The sequence below is a fragment of the Huintestinicola sp. genome (genome assembly GCF_051882455.1).
In the GTDB taxonomy this organism is placed as follows: domain Bacteria; phylum Bacillota; class Clostridia; order Oscillospirales; family Ruminococcaceae; genus Huintestinicola.
The window spans coordinates 1-14,202 of sequence record NZ_JBJERV010000029.1 but is presented as its reverse complement, the minus strand read 5'-3'; the positions used below and the strand labels follow the sequence as shown (position 1 = coordinate 14,202).

Annotated in this window: 18 protein-coding genes and 1 pseudogene; 15 read left to right on the top strand and 4 right to left on the bottom strand. The window is 49.7% G+C overall.

What is annotated here, in order from left to right; translation table 11 throughout:
- Nucleotides 1-5: 5 nt before the first annotated feature.
- The 10 genes from ACI4J0_RS03730 (at nucleotide 6) to ACI4J0_RS03685 (ending at nucleotide 7,532) form a co-directional block, all read left to right on the top strand.
- On the top strand, nucleotides 6-155 hold the full coding sequence (locus ACI4J0_RS03730) for a hypothetical protein (RefSeq protein ID WP_439764475.1): 150 nt from the start codon (nucleotides 6-8) through the stop codon (nucleotides 153-155).
- Nucleotides 156-176: 21 nt separating this feature from the next.
- A complete protein-coding gene (gene fabK, locus ACI4J0_RS03725) occupies nucleotides 177-1,106 on the top strand; it encodes an enoyl-[acyl-carrier-protein] reductase FabK (RefSeq protein ID WP_439764474.1) in 930 nt (309 codons plus the stop codon).
- 62 nt (nucleotides 1,107-1,168) lie between these two features.
- Nucleotides 1,169-1,906, top strand: a complete 738-nt coding sequence (fabG, locus tag ACI4J0_RS03720; RefSeq protein ID WP_439764473.1) for a 3-oxoacyl-[acyl-carrier-protein] reductase — start codon at nucleotides 1,169-1,171, stop codon at nucleotides 1,904-1,906.
- 51 nt (nucleotides 1,907-1,957) lie between these two features.
- Nucleotides 1,958-3,193 (top strand): beta-ketoacyl-ACP synthase II, encoded by a 1,236-nt coding sequence (gene fabF / locus ACI4J0_RS03715; protein WP_439764472.1) that lies wholly within the window; start codon nucleotides 1,958-1,960, stop codon nucleotides 3,191-3,193.
- A gap of 26 nt (nucleotides 3,194-3,219) precedes the next feature.
- Nucleotides 3,220-3,699: an acetyl-CoA carboxylase biotin carboxyl carrier protein gene (accB, locus tag ACI4J0_RS03710; RefSeq protein WP_439764471.1), complete on the top strand. Its 480-nt coding sequence runs from the start codon at nucleotides 3,220-3,222 to the stop codon at nucleotides 3,697-3,699.
- A gap of 14 nt (nucleotides 3,700-3,713) precedes the next feature.
- On the top strand, nucleotides 3,714-4,139 hold the full coding sequence (fabZ, locus tag ACI4J0_RS03705; protein ID WP_439764470.1) for a 3-hydroxyacyl-ACP dehydratase FabZ: 426 nt from the start codon (nucleotides 3,714-3,716) through the stop codon (nucleotides 4,137-4,139).
- Between the two features lie 22 nt (nucleotides 4,140-4,161).
- Entirely contained in the window at nucleotides 4,162-5,523 is a 1,362-nt protein-coding gene (locus ACI4J0_RS03700; RefSeq protein WP_439764469.1) for an acetyl-CoA carboxylase biotin carboxylase subunit, read from the top strand.
- Nucleotides 5,524-5,533: 10 nt separating this feature from the next.
- The gene (accD, locus tag ACI4J0_RS03695) at nucleotides 5,534-6,403 is read left to right on the top strand and encodes an acetyl-CoA carboxylase, carboxyltransferase subunit beta (RefSeq protein WP_439764468.1); all 870 of its coding nucleotides are present in this window, start codon (nucleotides 5,534-5,536) and stop codon (nucleotides 6,401-6,403) included.
- On the top strand, nucleotides 6,396-7,235 hold the full coding sequence (locus ACI4J0_RS03690) for an acetyl-CoA carboxylase carboxyltransferase subunit alpha (RefSeq protein ID WP_439764467.1): 840 nt from the start codon (nucleotides 6,396-6,398) through the stop codon (nucleotides 7,233-7,235). Before accD ends, ACI4J0_RS03690 begins: the two co-directional genes overlap by 8 nt.
- A gap of 69 nt (nucleotides 7,236-7,304) precedes the next feature.
- Nucleotides 7,305-7,532, top strand: coding sequence for an acyl carrier protein (locus ACI4J0_RS03685; protein ID WP_432650823.1), 228 nt, complete (start codon nucleotides 7,305-7,307; stop codon nucleotides 7,530-7,532).
- A 316-nt stretch (nucleotides 7,533-7,848) separates the two neighbouring features.
- On the opposite strand, the gene ACI4J0_RS03680 is transcribed toward ACI4J0_RS03685, so the two are convergent.
- Nucleotides 7,849-8,160, bottom strand: a complete 312-nt coding sequence (locus tag ACI4J0_RS03680) for a type II toxin-antitoxin system RelE/ParE family toxin (RefSeq protein WP_439764465.1) — start codon at nucleotides 8,158-8,160, stop codon at nucleotides 7,849-7,851.
- Complete coding sequence (locus ACI4J0_RS03675; protein ID WP_439764464.1) at nucleotides 8,150-8,425, bottom strand: type II toxin-antitoxin system Phd/YefM family antitoxin; 276 nt, start codon at nucleotides 8,423-8,425, stop codon at nucleotides 8,150-8,152. The genes ACI4J0_RS03680 and ACI4J0_RS03675 overlap by 11 nt, the downstream gene beginning before the upstream one ends.
- A gap of 288 nt (nucleotides 8,426-8,713) precedes the next feature.
- On the opposite strand from ACI4J0_RS03675, the gene ACI4J0_RS03670 reads away from it, so the two are divergent.
- Nucleotides 8,714-9,250, top strand: a complete 537-nt coding sequence (locus ACI4J0_RS03670; RefSeq protein WP_439764463.1) for a hypothetical protein — start codon at nucleotides 8,714-8,716, stop codon at nucleotides 9,248-9,250.
- Between the two features lie 56 nt (nucleotides 9,251-9,306).
- On the opposite strand, the gene ACI4J0_RS03665 is transcribed toward ACI4J0_RS03670, so the two are convergent.
- Nucleotides 9,307-10,191, bottom strand: coding sequence for a hypothetical protein (locus tag ACI4J0_RS03665; RefSeq protein WP_439764462.1), 885 nt, complete (start codon nucleotides 10,189-10,191; stop codon nucleotides 9,307-9,309).
- Nucleotides 10,192-10,546: 355 nt separating this feature from the next.
- Here ACI4J0_RS03665 and ACI4J0_RS03660 point away from each other — a divergent pair, with 355 nt between their 5' ends.
- The 4 genes from ACI4J0_RS03660 (at nucleotide 10,547) to ACI4J0_RS03645 (ending at nucleotide 13,618) form a co-directional block, all read left to right on the top strand.
- Nucleotides 10,547-11,494 carry an NAD-dependent epimerase/dehydratase family protein gene (locus ACI4J0_RS03660; RefSeq protein WP_439764461.1) on the top strand — a complete coding sequence of 316 codons (948 nt, stop codon included), beginning with the start codon at nucleotides 10,547-10,549 and terminating at the stop codon, nucleotides 11,492-11,494.
- 48 nt (nucleotides 11,495-11,542) lie between these two features.
- Nucleotides 11,543-12,262: a YczE/YyaS/YitT family protein gene (locus ACI4J0_RS03655; protein ID WP_439764460.1), complete on the top strand. Its 720-nt coding sequence runs from the start codon at nucleotides 11,543-11,545 to the stop codon at nucleotides 12,260-12,262.
- Nucleotides 12,231-12,881, top strand: a complete 651-nt coding sequence (locus tag ACI4J0_RS03650; RefSeq protein WP_439764459.1) for an exonuclease domain-containing protein — start codon at nucleotides 12,231-12,233, stop codon at nucleotides 12,879-12,881. The genes ACI4J0_RS03655 and ACI4J0_RS03650 overlap by 32 nt, the downstream gene beginning before the upstream one ends.
- Nucleotides 12,882-13,009: 128 nt before the next feature.
- Nucleotides 13,010-13,618 (top strand): AAA family ATPase, encoded by a 609-nt coding sequence (locus ACI4J0_RS03645; RefSeq protein WP_439764458.1) that lies wholly within the window; start codon nucleotides 13,010-13,012, stop codon nucleotides 13,616-13,618.
- A gap of 345 nt (nucleotides 13,619-13,963) precedes the next feature.
- Here ACI4J0_RS03645 and ACI4J0_RS03640 read toward each other — a convergent pair.
- Nucleotides 13,964-14,202, bottom strand: a pseudogene (locus tag ACI4J0_RS03640) (50S ribosomal protein L1); the annotation flags it as partial.

Sequence of the window (14,202 nt, the reverse complement as noted above, 5' to 3'; positions counted from 1 at the left end):
GCGCTATGAACGGACTATATTTTACACGATTTGCGGACGTTGTAGACGCACCTGTAATGAACGATTCGGGATCTCTCCTGCCCATAATTCTTGTTATTGGAGTTATAACCGCCGCAGTTTTGCTGATACGGCATTTTAAAGGAAAGAAGAAATAAACTCAGAAAGGAACATCACATATGAAAAACAGAGTGACCGAGCTTCTCGGAATTGAAAGACCCATTATCCAGGGCGGTATGGCATGGATAGCAGAAAGCAAGCTTGCCTCCGCAGTATCCAATGCAGGCGGTGCAGGCATAATCGCAGGCGGCAGTGCACCCATTGACTACCTCAGAAGCGAGATAAGAAAGTGCAAGGAGCTTACAGACAAGCCCTTCGGCGTAAACATAATGCTTATGTCCCCCAACGCAGAGGAGCTTGCAAAGCTGGTAATTGAAGAGGGCGTGTCCTTCGTCACCACAGGCGCAGGAAACCCCGGACAGTACATCGCCGCATGGAAGGAAGCGGGCATCAAGGTAATTCCCGTAGTGCCCTCCGTGGCTCTTGCAAAGAGACTTGAGCGCATCGGCGCAGACGCAGTTATCGCAGAAGGCACCGAGTCAGGCGGACACATCGGACAGAACACCACAATGTGCCTCGTTCCCCAGGTAGTTGACGCAGTAAGCGTGCCGGTCATCGCAGCAGGCGGAATTGCGGACGGAAGAGGAATAGCCGCGTCCTTTATGCTTGGCGCAGAGGGCGTTCAGATAGGCACACGCTTCCTCGCCTCCGACGAATGTCAGATACACGAAAACTACAAAAACGCCGTTATCAAGGCAAAGGACACCGACAACGCCATCACAGGCTTCTATTCGGGCAGCCCCTGCCGCTGCATAAAGAGCAAGTACACAAAGCAGCTCCAGGATATGGAAAAGAAAGCCGCTCCCCCCGAGGATTTCGAGGCGCTCACCGTAGGCTCACTGAGAAAAGCGGTAGTTGACGGCAACACCGACGAAGGCTCCATGCTCTGCGGACTTATCGCAGGAATGATAAACGAGGTAAAGCCCGTAAAGCAGATAATGGACGAGCTTTCCGAGCAGGCAGGCAAGCTTCTGGGCATAGATTTCTGATTGACACACCCATTTTCTGTCAATATATAAATAATAACATTCTATTTACGGAGGAATGAACCATGGCAAAAACAGCAATAATCACAGGCTCGTCCAGAGGAATAGGCGCCGCCATCGCTCTGAGACTTGCCAAGGACGGAATGAACATCGCATTCAACGACCTGAATATGACAATGTTTGAAAACAACGATATCGTGGACAAGGTAAAGGCAATGGGCGTTGAAGCGGAGATTTTCTGCGCAGACGTTTCCAAGCACGACCAGTGCGAAGCAATGGTAAAGGCAGTCAAGGAGCGTTTCGGCACCATCGACGTCCTTGTTAACAACGCAGGCATCACCAGAGACGGACTTATGGCAAGAATGCCCGAGGAGCAGTACGATATGGTCATCGCCGTAAACCAGAAGAGCGTGTTCAATATGACCAAATTCGTAGGCAACGTAATGATGCGCCAGAGAAGCGGCCATATCATCAACCTTGCCTCCGTAGCAGGACTTTACGGCAATCCCGGACAGATAAACTACAGCGCCTCCAAGGCAGCCATCATCGGCATGACAAAGACCGTAGCCAAGGAGCTGGGCTCAAGAAACATTACCTGCAACGCCGTAGCACCGGGCTTTATCCACACCCCCATGACCGACAAGCTCACCGAGGAGCAGAAAGCGGCAATGCTTGCCCAGATCGCAATGAAGCGTTACGGCGAGCCCGAGGAGATAGCAGGCGTGGTATCCTTCCTTGCCTCCGACGACGCCTCCTATGTAACGGGACAGGTGATCGAAATTTCCGGCGGCATTTCAATGTAACAGCGCCGCTGCCCGTTTTCCCGAAAAACCGACTATGAAAGGATAGGATATATGAGAAGAGTTGCAGTTACAGGAATGGGAGTCGTATCCCCCTTAGGAAACTCCCTTGAAGAGTTCTGGAGCAATATCAAGGCAAACAAGCTTGGCTTCAGCTTTCTTGACGATATGGTAAGCGAGGACTTCGAGGTACGTATCGGCGCTCCCGTAAAGGAATTTTCCATCGAGAAATACGTTGACAAGAAGGAAGCCAAAAGGCTTGACAGATTTACCCAGTTTGCAGTCTATGCCGCACTTGAGGCAATGGCAGACGCAGGCACCAAGTTTGAGGATATCGACCCCTACAGAGCAGGCGTTATCGCAGGCGTAGGCATAGGCGGACTTGACCTCACAATGCAGGAATATGCAAAATATATGGAAAAAGGACCCGGAAGAGTTTCCGTGTTCTATATCCCCGCAATGATCGCAAATATGGCAGCAGGCACAATTTCAATGAAAACAAAGTTCAAGGGCGCAAACTACTGCACCACCACCGCCTGCGCCTCCTCCACCCACGCAGTGGGCGAAGCCTTCAGACGCATCAAGGACGGCTATCTCGATGTCTGCATAGCAGGCGGAGCGGAAGCCTGCGTAAACGAATTTGCCCTTGCAGGCTTCAATAATATGAAAGCCCTCTCCCGTTCCACCGACCTTGAGAGATGTTCCATACCCTTTGACGCCGAAAGAAACGGCTTTGTTCTCGGCGAGGGCAGCGGAATGCTCATTCTCGAGGAAATGGAGCACGCCAAGGCAAGAGGAGCAAAGATATACGCCGAGATAGCAGGCTACGGCGCTACCTGTGACGCATTCCATATGACCTCCCCCGACCCTGCAGGCGAAGCAGCCGCAGCAGCAATAAAAATGGCATATGAGGAAGCAGGACTTGCCCCCGAGGAGATAAACTACATCAACGCTCACGGCACCTCCACCCACCTCAACGACCTCTGCGAGACCACCGCAATAAAGCTTGCTCTGGGCGACGCAGCAAAGAATGTTGTGGTCAACTCCACCAAGTCCATGACAGGTCATCTCCTGGGAGCAGCAGGCGCAGTAGAAGCGATCGTCACCGCCCTCTCCTGCAAGAATGACCTTGTGCATAAGACTGTAGGCTTCAAGGTGCCCGACCCCGAGTGCGACCTGGATAACTGCACCGACGGCAACAGAAATATGACGGTAAACGCCGCCCTCACCAATAACTTAGGCTTCGGCGGTCATAACGCCACACTTTGCTTCAAGAAATACGCCGAATAAGCGTGACCCGAAAGGACTGAAAATAAATGGGCAGATTACCCTTTGACCTTGAAATAGAGGATATTTCCGCTCTTGCGGACATCATAAACGAAAAAGACCTGGGCGAGATACGCCTTGAGGACGAGGATATCGGCGCAAAGATAGTTATCAAGGGACGTCCCGTTCCTCCCCCTCCCCCCATGCAGCCCGTTATCTCTGCCCCCATGGCAGCACAGGCAGCCGAAGCAGCCCCTGCAAAAGCTGAGACAAAGCCCGCTGAGCAGGCTCCCGAGGGCGAGACCGTAAAGGCTCCCGTAGTAGGCACCTACTACTCCGCACCCGCACCCGACAAGCCCCCCTTCGTACAGGTGGGACAGAAGGTAAAGCGGGGCGATATCGTAATGATAATCGAGTCAATGAAGATAATGAACGAGATACCCTGCCCCGTTGACGGCACCGTCAAGAAGCTTCTGGTGAAAAACGGCGAGGCTGTGGAATTTGACCAGCCTATAATGATAATCGGTTAAGGAGGACGCTGCAAATGCTTTACAACAAGGAACAGATAAAGGAAATGATCCCCCACCGCGACCCCTTCCTCCTCATTGACGAGATCGAGGAGTTGGAGCCGGGGAAGCGGGTGGTGGCATATAAGAATATGACCCCCGAGGAATTCTGGTTCAAGGGACATTTCCCCGATTATCCCGTAGTGCCCGGCGTGCTCATGGTTGAGATGATGGCTCAGGCAGGCTGCGCGGCAATGCTCACCCTCCCCGAAAACAAGGGCAAGATAGGCTTTTTCGGCGGCATAAAGGAAGCGAAATTCCGCAGACAGGTAGTACCCGGAGACAGACTTAAAATAGAAGTCGAGATAATCAAGGTCAAGGGACCCATCGGCGTAGGAAAGGGCATATGCACCGTTGACGGCGAAAAAGCAGTTACCGCCGAGATAACCTTTGCCATAAAGTAAACCCGAAAGGCTCTGAGTAAAAATGTTTAAAAAAGTTCTTATAGCTAACCGAGGCGAGATCGCCGTCAGAATAATCAGAGCTTGCAGGGAGCTTGGGATACACACCGTAACCGTCTATTCCACCGCCGACAGGCACGCTCTCCACGCTCAGATCGCCGACGAAAGCGTATGCATAGGACCTCCCGCCACCAAGGACAGCTATTTAAACGCCGCAGCTCTCATCGAAGCCTGCAAGATGACAGGAGCGGAGGCTATCCACCCGGGCTTCGGCTTTCTCTCCGAGAATGCGGATTTTGCCCGTCTGTGCGAAGAAAATAATATCGTTTTCATAGGCCCCCGACCCAAGTCTATCAGTATGCTGGGCGATAAGGCAGCTGCCAAAAAGGCAATGAAGGCGGCAGGCGTACCCGTTATTCCCGGCTCCGACGGAGCGGTGCCCGATATGGAGACCGCCAAAAGGCTCTGCGCCGAGATAGGCTGCCCCCTTATGGTAAAGGCTTCCGCAGGCGGCGGCGGACGTGGCATACGTCTGGTCGAGCGCCCCGAGGACCTTGAGGACGCCATTATCGCCGCAAAGCAGGAGGCGAAGAATTTCTTCGGAGACGACAGCGTCTATATGGAGAAATTTATCGTAAATCCCAAGCATATCGAAGTGCAGATACTGGCGGATAAATTCGGAAATACCGTGTACTTAGGCGAGCGCGACTGCTCGATGCAAAGGAGAAATCAGAAGGTATTGGAGGAGACCCCCTCCCCCATTATGACCCCCGAGCTTCGCGAAAAAATGGGACGTGCAGCGGTCACAGCGGCAAGAGTATGCGGCTACACCAACGCAGGCACCATCGAGTTCCTGGTAGACTCGGGAAGACGCTTCTATTTTATGGAAATGAACACCCGTATCCAGGTGGAGCACCCCATAACCGAAGCCGTAACAGGCATAGACCTAGTAAAGCACCAGATAAAGATAGCCTATGGTGAGAGACTTCCCTTCACCCAGAAGGATATTTCTCTCACAGGACATTCCATCGAGTGCCGTATAAATGCGGAAAACCCCGATTATAACTTCCGTCCGAGTCCCGGACAGATAACCGCCCTTCACATTCCCGGAGGTCCCGGCATACGTGTGGACAGCTCCGTATATCAGGGCTACACCATCCCCCCCTACTATGACAGTATGATAGCCAAGCTCATAGTCCACGCTCCCACAAGAGAGGAAGCCATCGCCAAGATGAAATGGGCGCTGGCGGAGTTCATCGTAGAGGGAGTGGATACCAACATAGATTTCCAGCTCTCCCTGATAAGAGACAGCGTATTTGAAAGCGGAACATACGATATCGGCTATCTGGGCAGAAAGCTGTCAAGAGAAAATAAGCAAATGAATTGAGGCGAAAAGATTGTTAGAGGATCTGTTCAAGGTCGTCACCGCCCGCTTTAACGTGGACGACAGCGAAAAAGCACCCGATACCCCTGCCGAGAAGCAGTTCAAATGCCCCCGCTGCTCCGAGAGCTGCACAGCCGACGAGCTTGAGGACAACAAATGGGTATGCCCCTCCTGCGGCTATCACAGCAGGATAAGCGCCAGGGAACGCCTTTCCATAACCGTGGATAAGGGCAGCTTCGTTGAGTACGACAAGGATATGACAAGCCTTAATCCCATAGATTTCCCCGACTACGAGGAAAAGATCGCAGGTCTCAGGGAAAAGACGGGACTTACCGAAGCCATTGTCACAGGCGAATGTACCATCAAGGGGGAGCGCTGTATCATCGGCGTAATGGACTCCCACTTTATGATGGCGTCAATGGGCAGCGTGGTAGGCGAGAAGGTCACAAGAGCCTTTGAAGCAGCCGCAGAAAAGAAGCTCCCGCTGGTGCTTTTCACCGCGTCGGGAGGAGCCAGAATGCAGGAGGGACTTGTCTCCCTTATGCAGATGGCGAAAACCGGCGGCGCAGCAGCCAAGCTTTCCCAGGCGGGAGGACTTTACATAACCGTCCTCACCGACCCCACCACAGGCGGCGTAACAGCGTCCTTTGCCTCCCTTGGCGATATCATAATCGCCGAGCCCAAGGTGCTTGTGGGCTTTGCAGGCAGACGTGTCATCGAGGGAACCATCAAGCAAAGGCTCCCCGAGGACTTCCAGTCTGCGGAATTTACGCTTGAAAACGGATTTGCGGATATGATAGTGGAGCGGAAAAATCTCCGCCGCACTATAGCCCACCTTATCCGTCTCCATAAGCCCTATAAGGAGGTGGATATCCGTGTCTGAGGAAAATATCGCAACCGGCATCACGCCCTATGAGCGCCTTGAGATAATCAGGAACAAGAAGCGCCCCACTATCAGGGACTATCTCCCCCTTATCTTCAACGACTTCTTCGAGCTTCACGGCGACCGTCTTTTCGGCGACGACGGAGCCATACTCGGCGGGATAGGCAGACTGGGCAATATCCCCGTAACGGTCATAGCCGAGGTCAAGGGCAGGGATATCTTTGAGAACAAGGCATCAAACTTTGCAATGCCCCACCCCGAGGGCTACCGCAAGGCTTTGAGACTTGCCCGACAGGCGGAGAAATTCCACCGCCCCGTAATATGCTTTATAGATACGCCCGGCGCATTCTGCGGAGTGGCGGCTGAAAAAAGAGGACAGGGCGAAGCCATCGCCAGAAATCTTGCGGAGTTTATGGTCTTAAAAACTCCTGTCATATCGGTGGTCTTAGGCGAAGGCGGCAGCGGCGGCGCACTTGCCCTGGGTGTGTGCGACGAGCTTGCAATGCTTGAGAACTCAATTTATTCGGTAATTTCACCAAGAGGCTTTGCATCCATTCTGTGGAAGGACGCATCAAAGGAGCGTGAAGCCTGCAATATAATGCGTGTGACCGCCGAGGACGCCGTAAGCTTAGGCATTGCAGAAGCCATAATTCCCGAGCCTGAGGGGGGCGCGCATAACGATCCCGAAGCGGCTGCCGAAAATATCTCTGATTTTTTGGTAAAATCGCTGAACAGTAAAATGAAAAAAGATATTGACGTTTTGCTGAATGAACGATATAATAAATTTAGAAAAATCGGCGTGTTCGCGGAAAATATATCCCCGGAGGAATAAACCGCCGATAATAACCACAAAGTAAGGACAATAGTCTTTATTATACACAATCACAAGGAGGAAAATCAAATGGTATTTGATAAGGTAAAGGAGCTCATCGCAGATCAGCTCGACGTTGACGCTGAGAAGGTAGTAGCAGAGGCAAACATTCAGGACGATCTGGGTGCAGATTCTCTGGACGTTGTTGACCTGGTAATGTCCCTCGAGGAAGAGTTCGATGTAGAGATCCCCGATGAAGCAGTTAAGGATATCAAGACTGTGGGCGATATCGTTAAGTACATCGAGGACAATCAGTGATAAGCCCCCCGAAAAGAAAAGCCTGCCCGAAAGTAAAAAGCTTTCGGGTTTTTCTTTGTATATATTATAGCACATTTGTACCGATTTGTCAAGTGCTTTTCGGAACATTTTTTCAAATCGATAAAAAAACGCCGCCCTTTCAAGCAGCGAGTAAAATTATACTATAGCAATTGTTCTATGTATAAAGACGGTGGATAGAATACGACAAATCAAGGAAAACGACCGCAGGCATATGTCAAGCGAAGCTTGACACCGGCAAGGGAGTTTGACGCAGAGTTGGCGTATTATAGCCGCCGTATTTTGTCCATAGTTAGTATTATTTAAAAAACGTAAGATAATTCTGTCTGCCGTAAAACAGCCTTAAAAAATTCACCGACTTTTTGTTTTCATCAACATAGTAAACCGCTATGTAATTCTTTATAACTATCTTTCTCAGTCCGAGAATGTTCAACGGCTCGGGGCAAAGCGGATATAGATACGGTTCATCGGCAGTCCTTACAATGCTTGAGTCAATTTCCGCCATCAGCTTTTTTGCCGCCTGCGGAGAAGCGAGAGAACTGCTGATGTATCCAAAGGTCTCCTCAAGGTCACTTTTAAACTGAGGAGCAAAAATAATACTATACATCATAATTATATTTCTTCCTCATCTCCTCAAGGACTTCCATACCGTCGATCCCCTTGCTCTCGCTCAGCTCACGCATTGAAAAAAGAAGCTCACGACATATCTCGGCGGCATTCACAGCCGAAAGGCTCCTATCGTAAGCCTCGCTGCTCATGATAACCAGATCTTCACAGCCGTTTTTGGTAATAAAAACAGGTTCGTTGAGCCTGTGGCAAAGCTCGGAAATGGCGCTTGTATTACGCAGCTCGGTAATAGGACGGATAGCAGGCATAATATATCCCCTTTCTGATTTGAAAACCTGTCTTCACAAGAAATGTGTGCGGATTTTCGAGCATAATTTTGTCTAAGGCAAAATTTTCCGAAAAGACGTGCGTATATGCTTGTGAAGACAGGATCTGATTATTATGCTGTTATTATAGCATATTTATGCGCATAAGTCAAGCATAGTAATGTCAAAAAAAGCCGCCCCATCACTATTTTCAAATTCCGCTTGAAAAGCCCCGATGAATGTGCTATAATTAAATTTAAGGGGCAAATCATCTGAAAGGAACGTAAAAAAATGAACAATGATTTTTATGCAGAATATCTCGTAAGCAAGGCGCCCACAGGGGGCGATACGGTGAAACGAGTGCTTATAGGGCTTGGCACCGCAGTTCTTGCGGCAGGGGCGTTCTGGTTTATATTCTTCCCCATAAGCCTGTTTCTCATCGCAGGCATATTCTACGGGGCATATTACCTTATGACAGGCATTGATGCCGAATACGAGTATATCCTCACAAACGGCGATTTCGACATCGACAAGATAATCGGCAAGCGAAAGAGAAAGCGTCTCGTAAGCGCTTCCATAGCCGATTTCACCTCCTTCGGACTATTAAGCGAAGCACCCGACTTTGACGGCACCACCGTTCTCGCCTCAAGCGGCTCGGGAGAGGATTACTATGCGGATTTCGTCCATAAGAGCGAAGGCAATGTCCGCCTTATTTTCACACCCAATGAAAAAATACTCGACGGCATGGAGCTTTTCCTTCCCCGCCAGCTCAGACAGGAGTTCAAGAAAAAAAGAGTCCGTCTCACAAAGGAAACGGACAGCGAATAAAAAAGCAAGACCCGTTCTCGCGGTTGAGAACGGGTCTTGTTTTTGCAGGGGCAGTATCAATAATACTTGCCCTTATTATTTTTTATCATGAAGTAAACGCCCACAGCAATTGCCGCAACAACGACAACAATGATTATCACCGTTAAAGCGACCGCTCCGCCGCCGCCCTCCTTGGGTGCATTGTCGGCAATGTTTGTGGTTGCCTCGGTTGTGACCGCTTCGGTCTCGGGAGCTTCTGTCTCCTTGACGGTAGTCGTGGCTTCGGTTTCCTTCTCGGTCACTTTTTCCGTCTCAGACTCCTCGGTCTCGGCTTCGGCAGCTTCCTCCTCGGTCTCGGCTTCGGTATCTTCCTCAGCCTCCTCAGTCTCCTCCTCAGCTTCCTCCTCGGTCTCTGCCTCGGTCTCTTCCTCAGTCTCTGCTTCCGTCTCAGGCTCATCCTCGGTTATATTGCAGTTTGTGATGGTAACTCCCGTAACGGTAAGCTTAACGCCCGTGTCGCCGACGTTTATGGCATAAACAGTTTCGAAATTCTCCGTGCCGTACGCAGCCGCAATATCCTCAAAGGAGAATTTCGCAGTGGTCTCATCGTATTCGTAAGGCGAGATCTTGTTCCAAGTGCTCTTAACATCGGGGTCAGGCTCAATAGGACCGTCCCAGGTCTGCCAGATAAGCTCCAGAGGCGCCCTCGAGGAGCTGTCGCCCTCGTATGTATATTCCACGATCACCTCCGACTCCGAGGTCATCCATGTGGCGTCAAAATTGCCGGGGTGACCCTGGTCGTTGCAGGTGTAATAGGTAAACGACTGCCCCCAGGAGCCGTTTGACTGTACAGGCTCGGCAATGTCGAAGACGTAATCCTCCGCACAAACGGTGATGGACAAAGCCGCCGCCGCAAACAAGCCTGCCGCCGAAGCTGTCAGAGCTTTAAAAAGCTTATTCATCAAATATCTTTCCTTTCTGATATCACGCTTAATGCCCCCGCCAAAAGACTATCCCCAGAAATTAAATGGCAGAAAAGCATTACATATTTTATTTTATAACATTTTTTACAAAATGTCAATTGTTTTTTTGATGAAATATTCCGAAAATAAAAGCAATATTTCGGATAACTTAAAAAATGCATTACGGCAGATGCTGAAAGATCGCGCAAATGCATTATCACTCTGTTAGTATAAATTTAATAAATGAAATGAAAAAAACTATTGATTTTTTTTGAGGATATGGTATAATTATTATAAGTATCGAAGTATGCACATTTGCCTGCTTCAAAAAAACGCGTCGGAAAGGAGAATTTTGATGAAAACTATACTTGTAACCGGCGCCGCAGGTATGATCGGCAAAGCAGTTGTGGAAATGCTGCTGTCCAAAGGTTATAACGTAATAGCAACGGATAAAGCTCCCGATCCTTTCGGCGGAAATGATAATCTCAGCTATATCCAATGTCCCGTTACCGATAAGGATAAAATAACAGGGATATTAAACGGCAGCAAGGTGGACGTTCTGGTACATCTGGCTTGTACCGTTGACAACGATTTCCCGTCAGTGCTTTCCTCCGATGAGGAAAAAGAAAGCGCCGCTGTGGATAAATATCTGTACAAAGCGGCAGTTACCGCCAACGTATCGGATATCATAGTGATGAGCACCCACCAGATTTACGCTCCTCAGAAAACAAGAGAGCCTATAAGAGAGTCTATGACGGAGAAGCCCTCCACCATATACGCAAAGCTAAAGGCAGACTCCGAAAAGGCGCTTGCAGCCGCTTTGAAGAAGTCTTCCGTCAAGGGCGTAATAATGCGCGTCTGCCCTATATATACAAAGGATTTCACCGATAATCTCAAGGCTAAGATATATGACCCCAAGGACGGCTGTGCATTTGTCTACGGCTACGGCGACTACGGCTATACATTTACCTGCCTTTACAATATCGTTGATTTCATAAACGGCATACTTACCTGCCCTGCGGGTATCTCCTATCCGGGAGTATATAACGTCTGCGACTCCAAGCCCATACAGGCAAAGGAGATCGTGGAAACTCTCCGCAATGACCATAAGATCGGCGCAGTAATGTCCCGGAATTACGGTTCGGACGCAGTTAAGGGCGCTGCCGCATTGTTTGGCTCCAAGGCAGCGAAAACCGATTACCGATACAACGACCTGAGCATTGCCTGCAGCAACATTTCCTACGATAATACCAAGGCTCAGCGCATATCCACATTCAGATGGAAGTTCACCAATACAAAATGATATAACGGGCGGTCAGTTTTTTCTGTCCGCCCTTTTTGCGAGGTTTTTATGGAAGAAAAAATGAGCCGCAGGGAGCTAATAAGGCGTTATGCCCTGTTTGTGATAAGCCTGTTCATCTCGGCGCTGGGGGTCGCCGTTACCAAAAGAGGAGAGCTGGGAGTGTCCCCCATATCCTCTGCGCCCAACGTAATGAGTATGAGGTTTACCGTCCTGTCCCTGGGCAGCTGGCTCATTGTCTGGAACTGTATCCTTATAGCAGGACAGATAGCCCTTCTCAGGAAAAATTTCAAGCTCATACAGCTTTTGCAGGTGCCCTTGTCCTTCCTGTTCGGGTGGTTCACGGATATAGGAATGTGCATTGCCCGCCTGCTCCCCGTGTCGGGATACATCTCAAGGCTGGGGGCTGTAGTCTGCGGTACGGTGATACTGGGCTTCGGCATATCCCTCTCGGTTGCGGCAAACGTCATAATGAACTCGGGAGAGGCATTTGTGAAGGCAGTTTCGGACGTTTCGCGAAAGGATTTCGGAAACGTGAAGATAATTTTCGACATATCCAACGTGACATTTGCGGCAGTGCTGTCTCTGCTTCTGTTTGATCTCAAGATAGTGGGACTGAGAGAGGGCACGGTGATAGCGGCTCTATTCACGGGGGTATGCGTTAAATTTTTCACAAAGCTTTTCAAGGAAAAACTTGACAGCCTGCTTTCGGATAAACCACAGAAAAGAGATGAGATAAGTGCCGAAAAATCACAGCAAAATTATACTTGATCTGGAATTTAACCCCGTCAGAGTTCCCGAGATACGGGAAAAAATGCGCCACGAAATAATCGAGATAGGCGCCGTAAAGCTTGATGATGACCTTCGGGAGATAAGCTCCTTTGACGAATACATCAAGCCCGAGTTCAATACGGTCGAGGACAAGATATCAAGCCTTACGGGCATCACAAACGACCGGCTTATGCCCTGCGGGGGCTTTGACGAGGTAATGCACAGCTTTATGGACTGGATAGGAGACGAGCCCTGCTCCTTTTATTCCTGGAGCCTTACGGATATGAACGTAATGCTTGACGAGATAGACTACAAATGCCCCGAAGACGAAAGCTATGATATGTTTTTCGTCCGCTGGATAGACCTGCAGCGGATATATCAGCGGCAGATGGGCTTTTTCAAGTCAATGGGTCTCACAAACGCTCTGGGAACGCTTAACATCTACTTTGACGGCACCGAGCACGGCGCCCTTGCCGATGCACGAAACACCGCCGAAATAATGCGGTATATGAGCGATGGAGAAAAAATGCAGGCATTCCGCAGCCGCTCTCACGTCACCTACAACACCTCCGATTCATCGGGATTTTCTCTGGGGAACATTACCATTAAAAGGAAATAGCCGCCTGTATGTATAATAGCAACAAAAATCAAAGCAAAATTATCTTTTTCTTATTGATTTTTCCGAAATAATATGCTATAATCAAAATAGTAAGACCCGTTTTACCTTTCGGGGAGGAGGCATATCATATGGAAAAAACACAGATAATCACCATCGGCAGACGCTGCGGAAGCGGCGGCAGGATAATAGGAAAAACCCTTGCCCAGAAGCTGGGACTGCCCTTTTACGACAAGGAGCTTATCACCGAAGCCGCAAAGCAGAGCGGACTGTGCGACAAATTTATGGAAAATTTCGAGGAAACTCCCACCGCCAGCCTGCTGTATTCCCTTGTAATGAACGCTCAGCAGGGCGGCTTTTATATGGGAAAGCCCATTGAGCTGGTGGCATACGAGGCGCAGATAAACGCCGTAAGAGCCGCAGCCGCCAAGGGTCCCTGCGTTATCGTGGGACGCTGCGCCGATTATATCCTCAAGGACGATTACGATGTGGTAAGCGTGTTCATCACCGCCTCAAAGGAATTCAGAGCCGCAAGAGTGATGGAGATGGACGGCTGTTCCGAAAAGGACGCATACGCAAAGCTTGCACGAGTTGACAAGGCAAGAGCCTCCTATCACAATTACCATGCCGAGACAAAATGGGGCTCCTCCGACAGCTATGAGCTGTGCATACAAAGCGACAGGCTGCCCTTTGAAGCTGCCGCAGACCTTATTGACAGCTACATCAAATCACGTAAATAATAAAAATGTCTCACTCCGCCTGCGGCAGAGGGAGACATTTTTTCTCTTTCAGCCCGATATAATACTAATAACCAATTGTTCTATGGATAAAGACGGTGGATAGAATACGACAAATCAAGGAAAACGACCGCAGGCGGGCTGTCGCCCGGCAAGGGAGTTTGACGCAGAGTTGGCGTATTATAGCCGCCGTATTTTGTCCATAGGTTAATTGGTTATTAGTATAAGTTACCGTGCCGCAAATGAAATAATACGCGAGAAATATCTAAGCGAGAGCGCCGCGGGTCGTCACCCGCAAAAAAGGACGGCTCAGATGAACCGTCCTTTTAAATCTATCAGTATCAGTTATCAAACACCGTACTTTGTAGTGGAAACGGGGATACCAACGCCCATAGTGGAAGCAACTGTGCAGGACTTGATGTAAGTACCCTTTGCAGCAGCGGGCTTAGCCTTAACGATAGCCTCGAGAAGAGTCTCAAAGTTCTCGCCCAGCTTCTCAGCGCCGAAGGAAACCTTACCGATGGGGCAGTGGATGATGTTGGTCTTGTCGAGACGGTACTCGATCTTACCTGCCTTAGCCTCAGCAA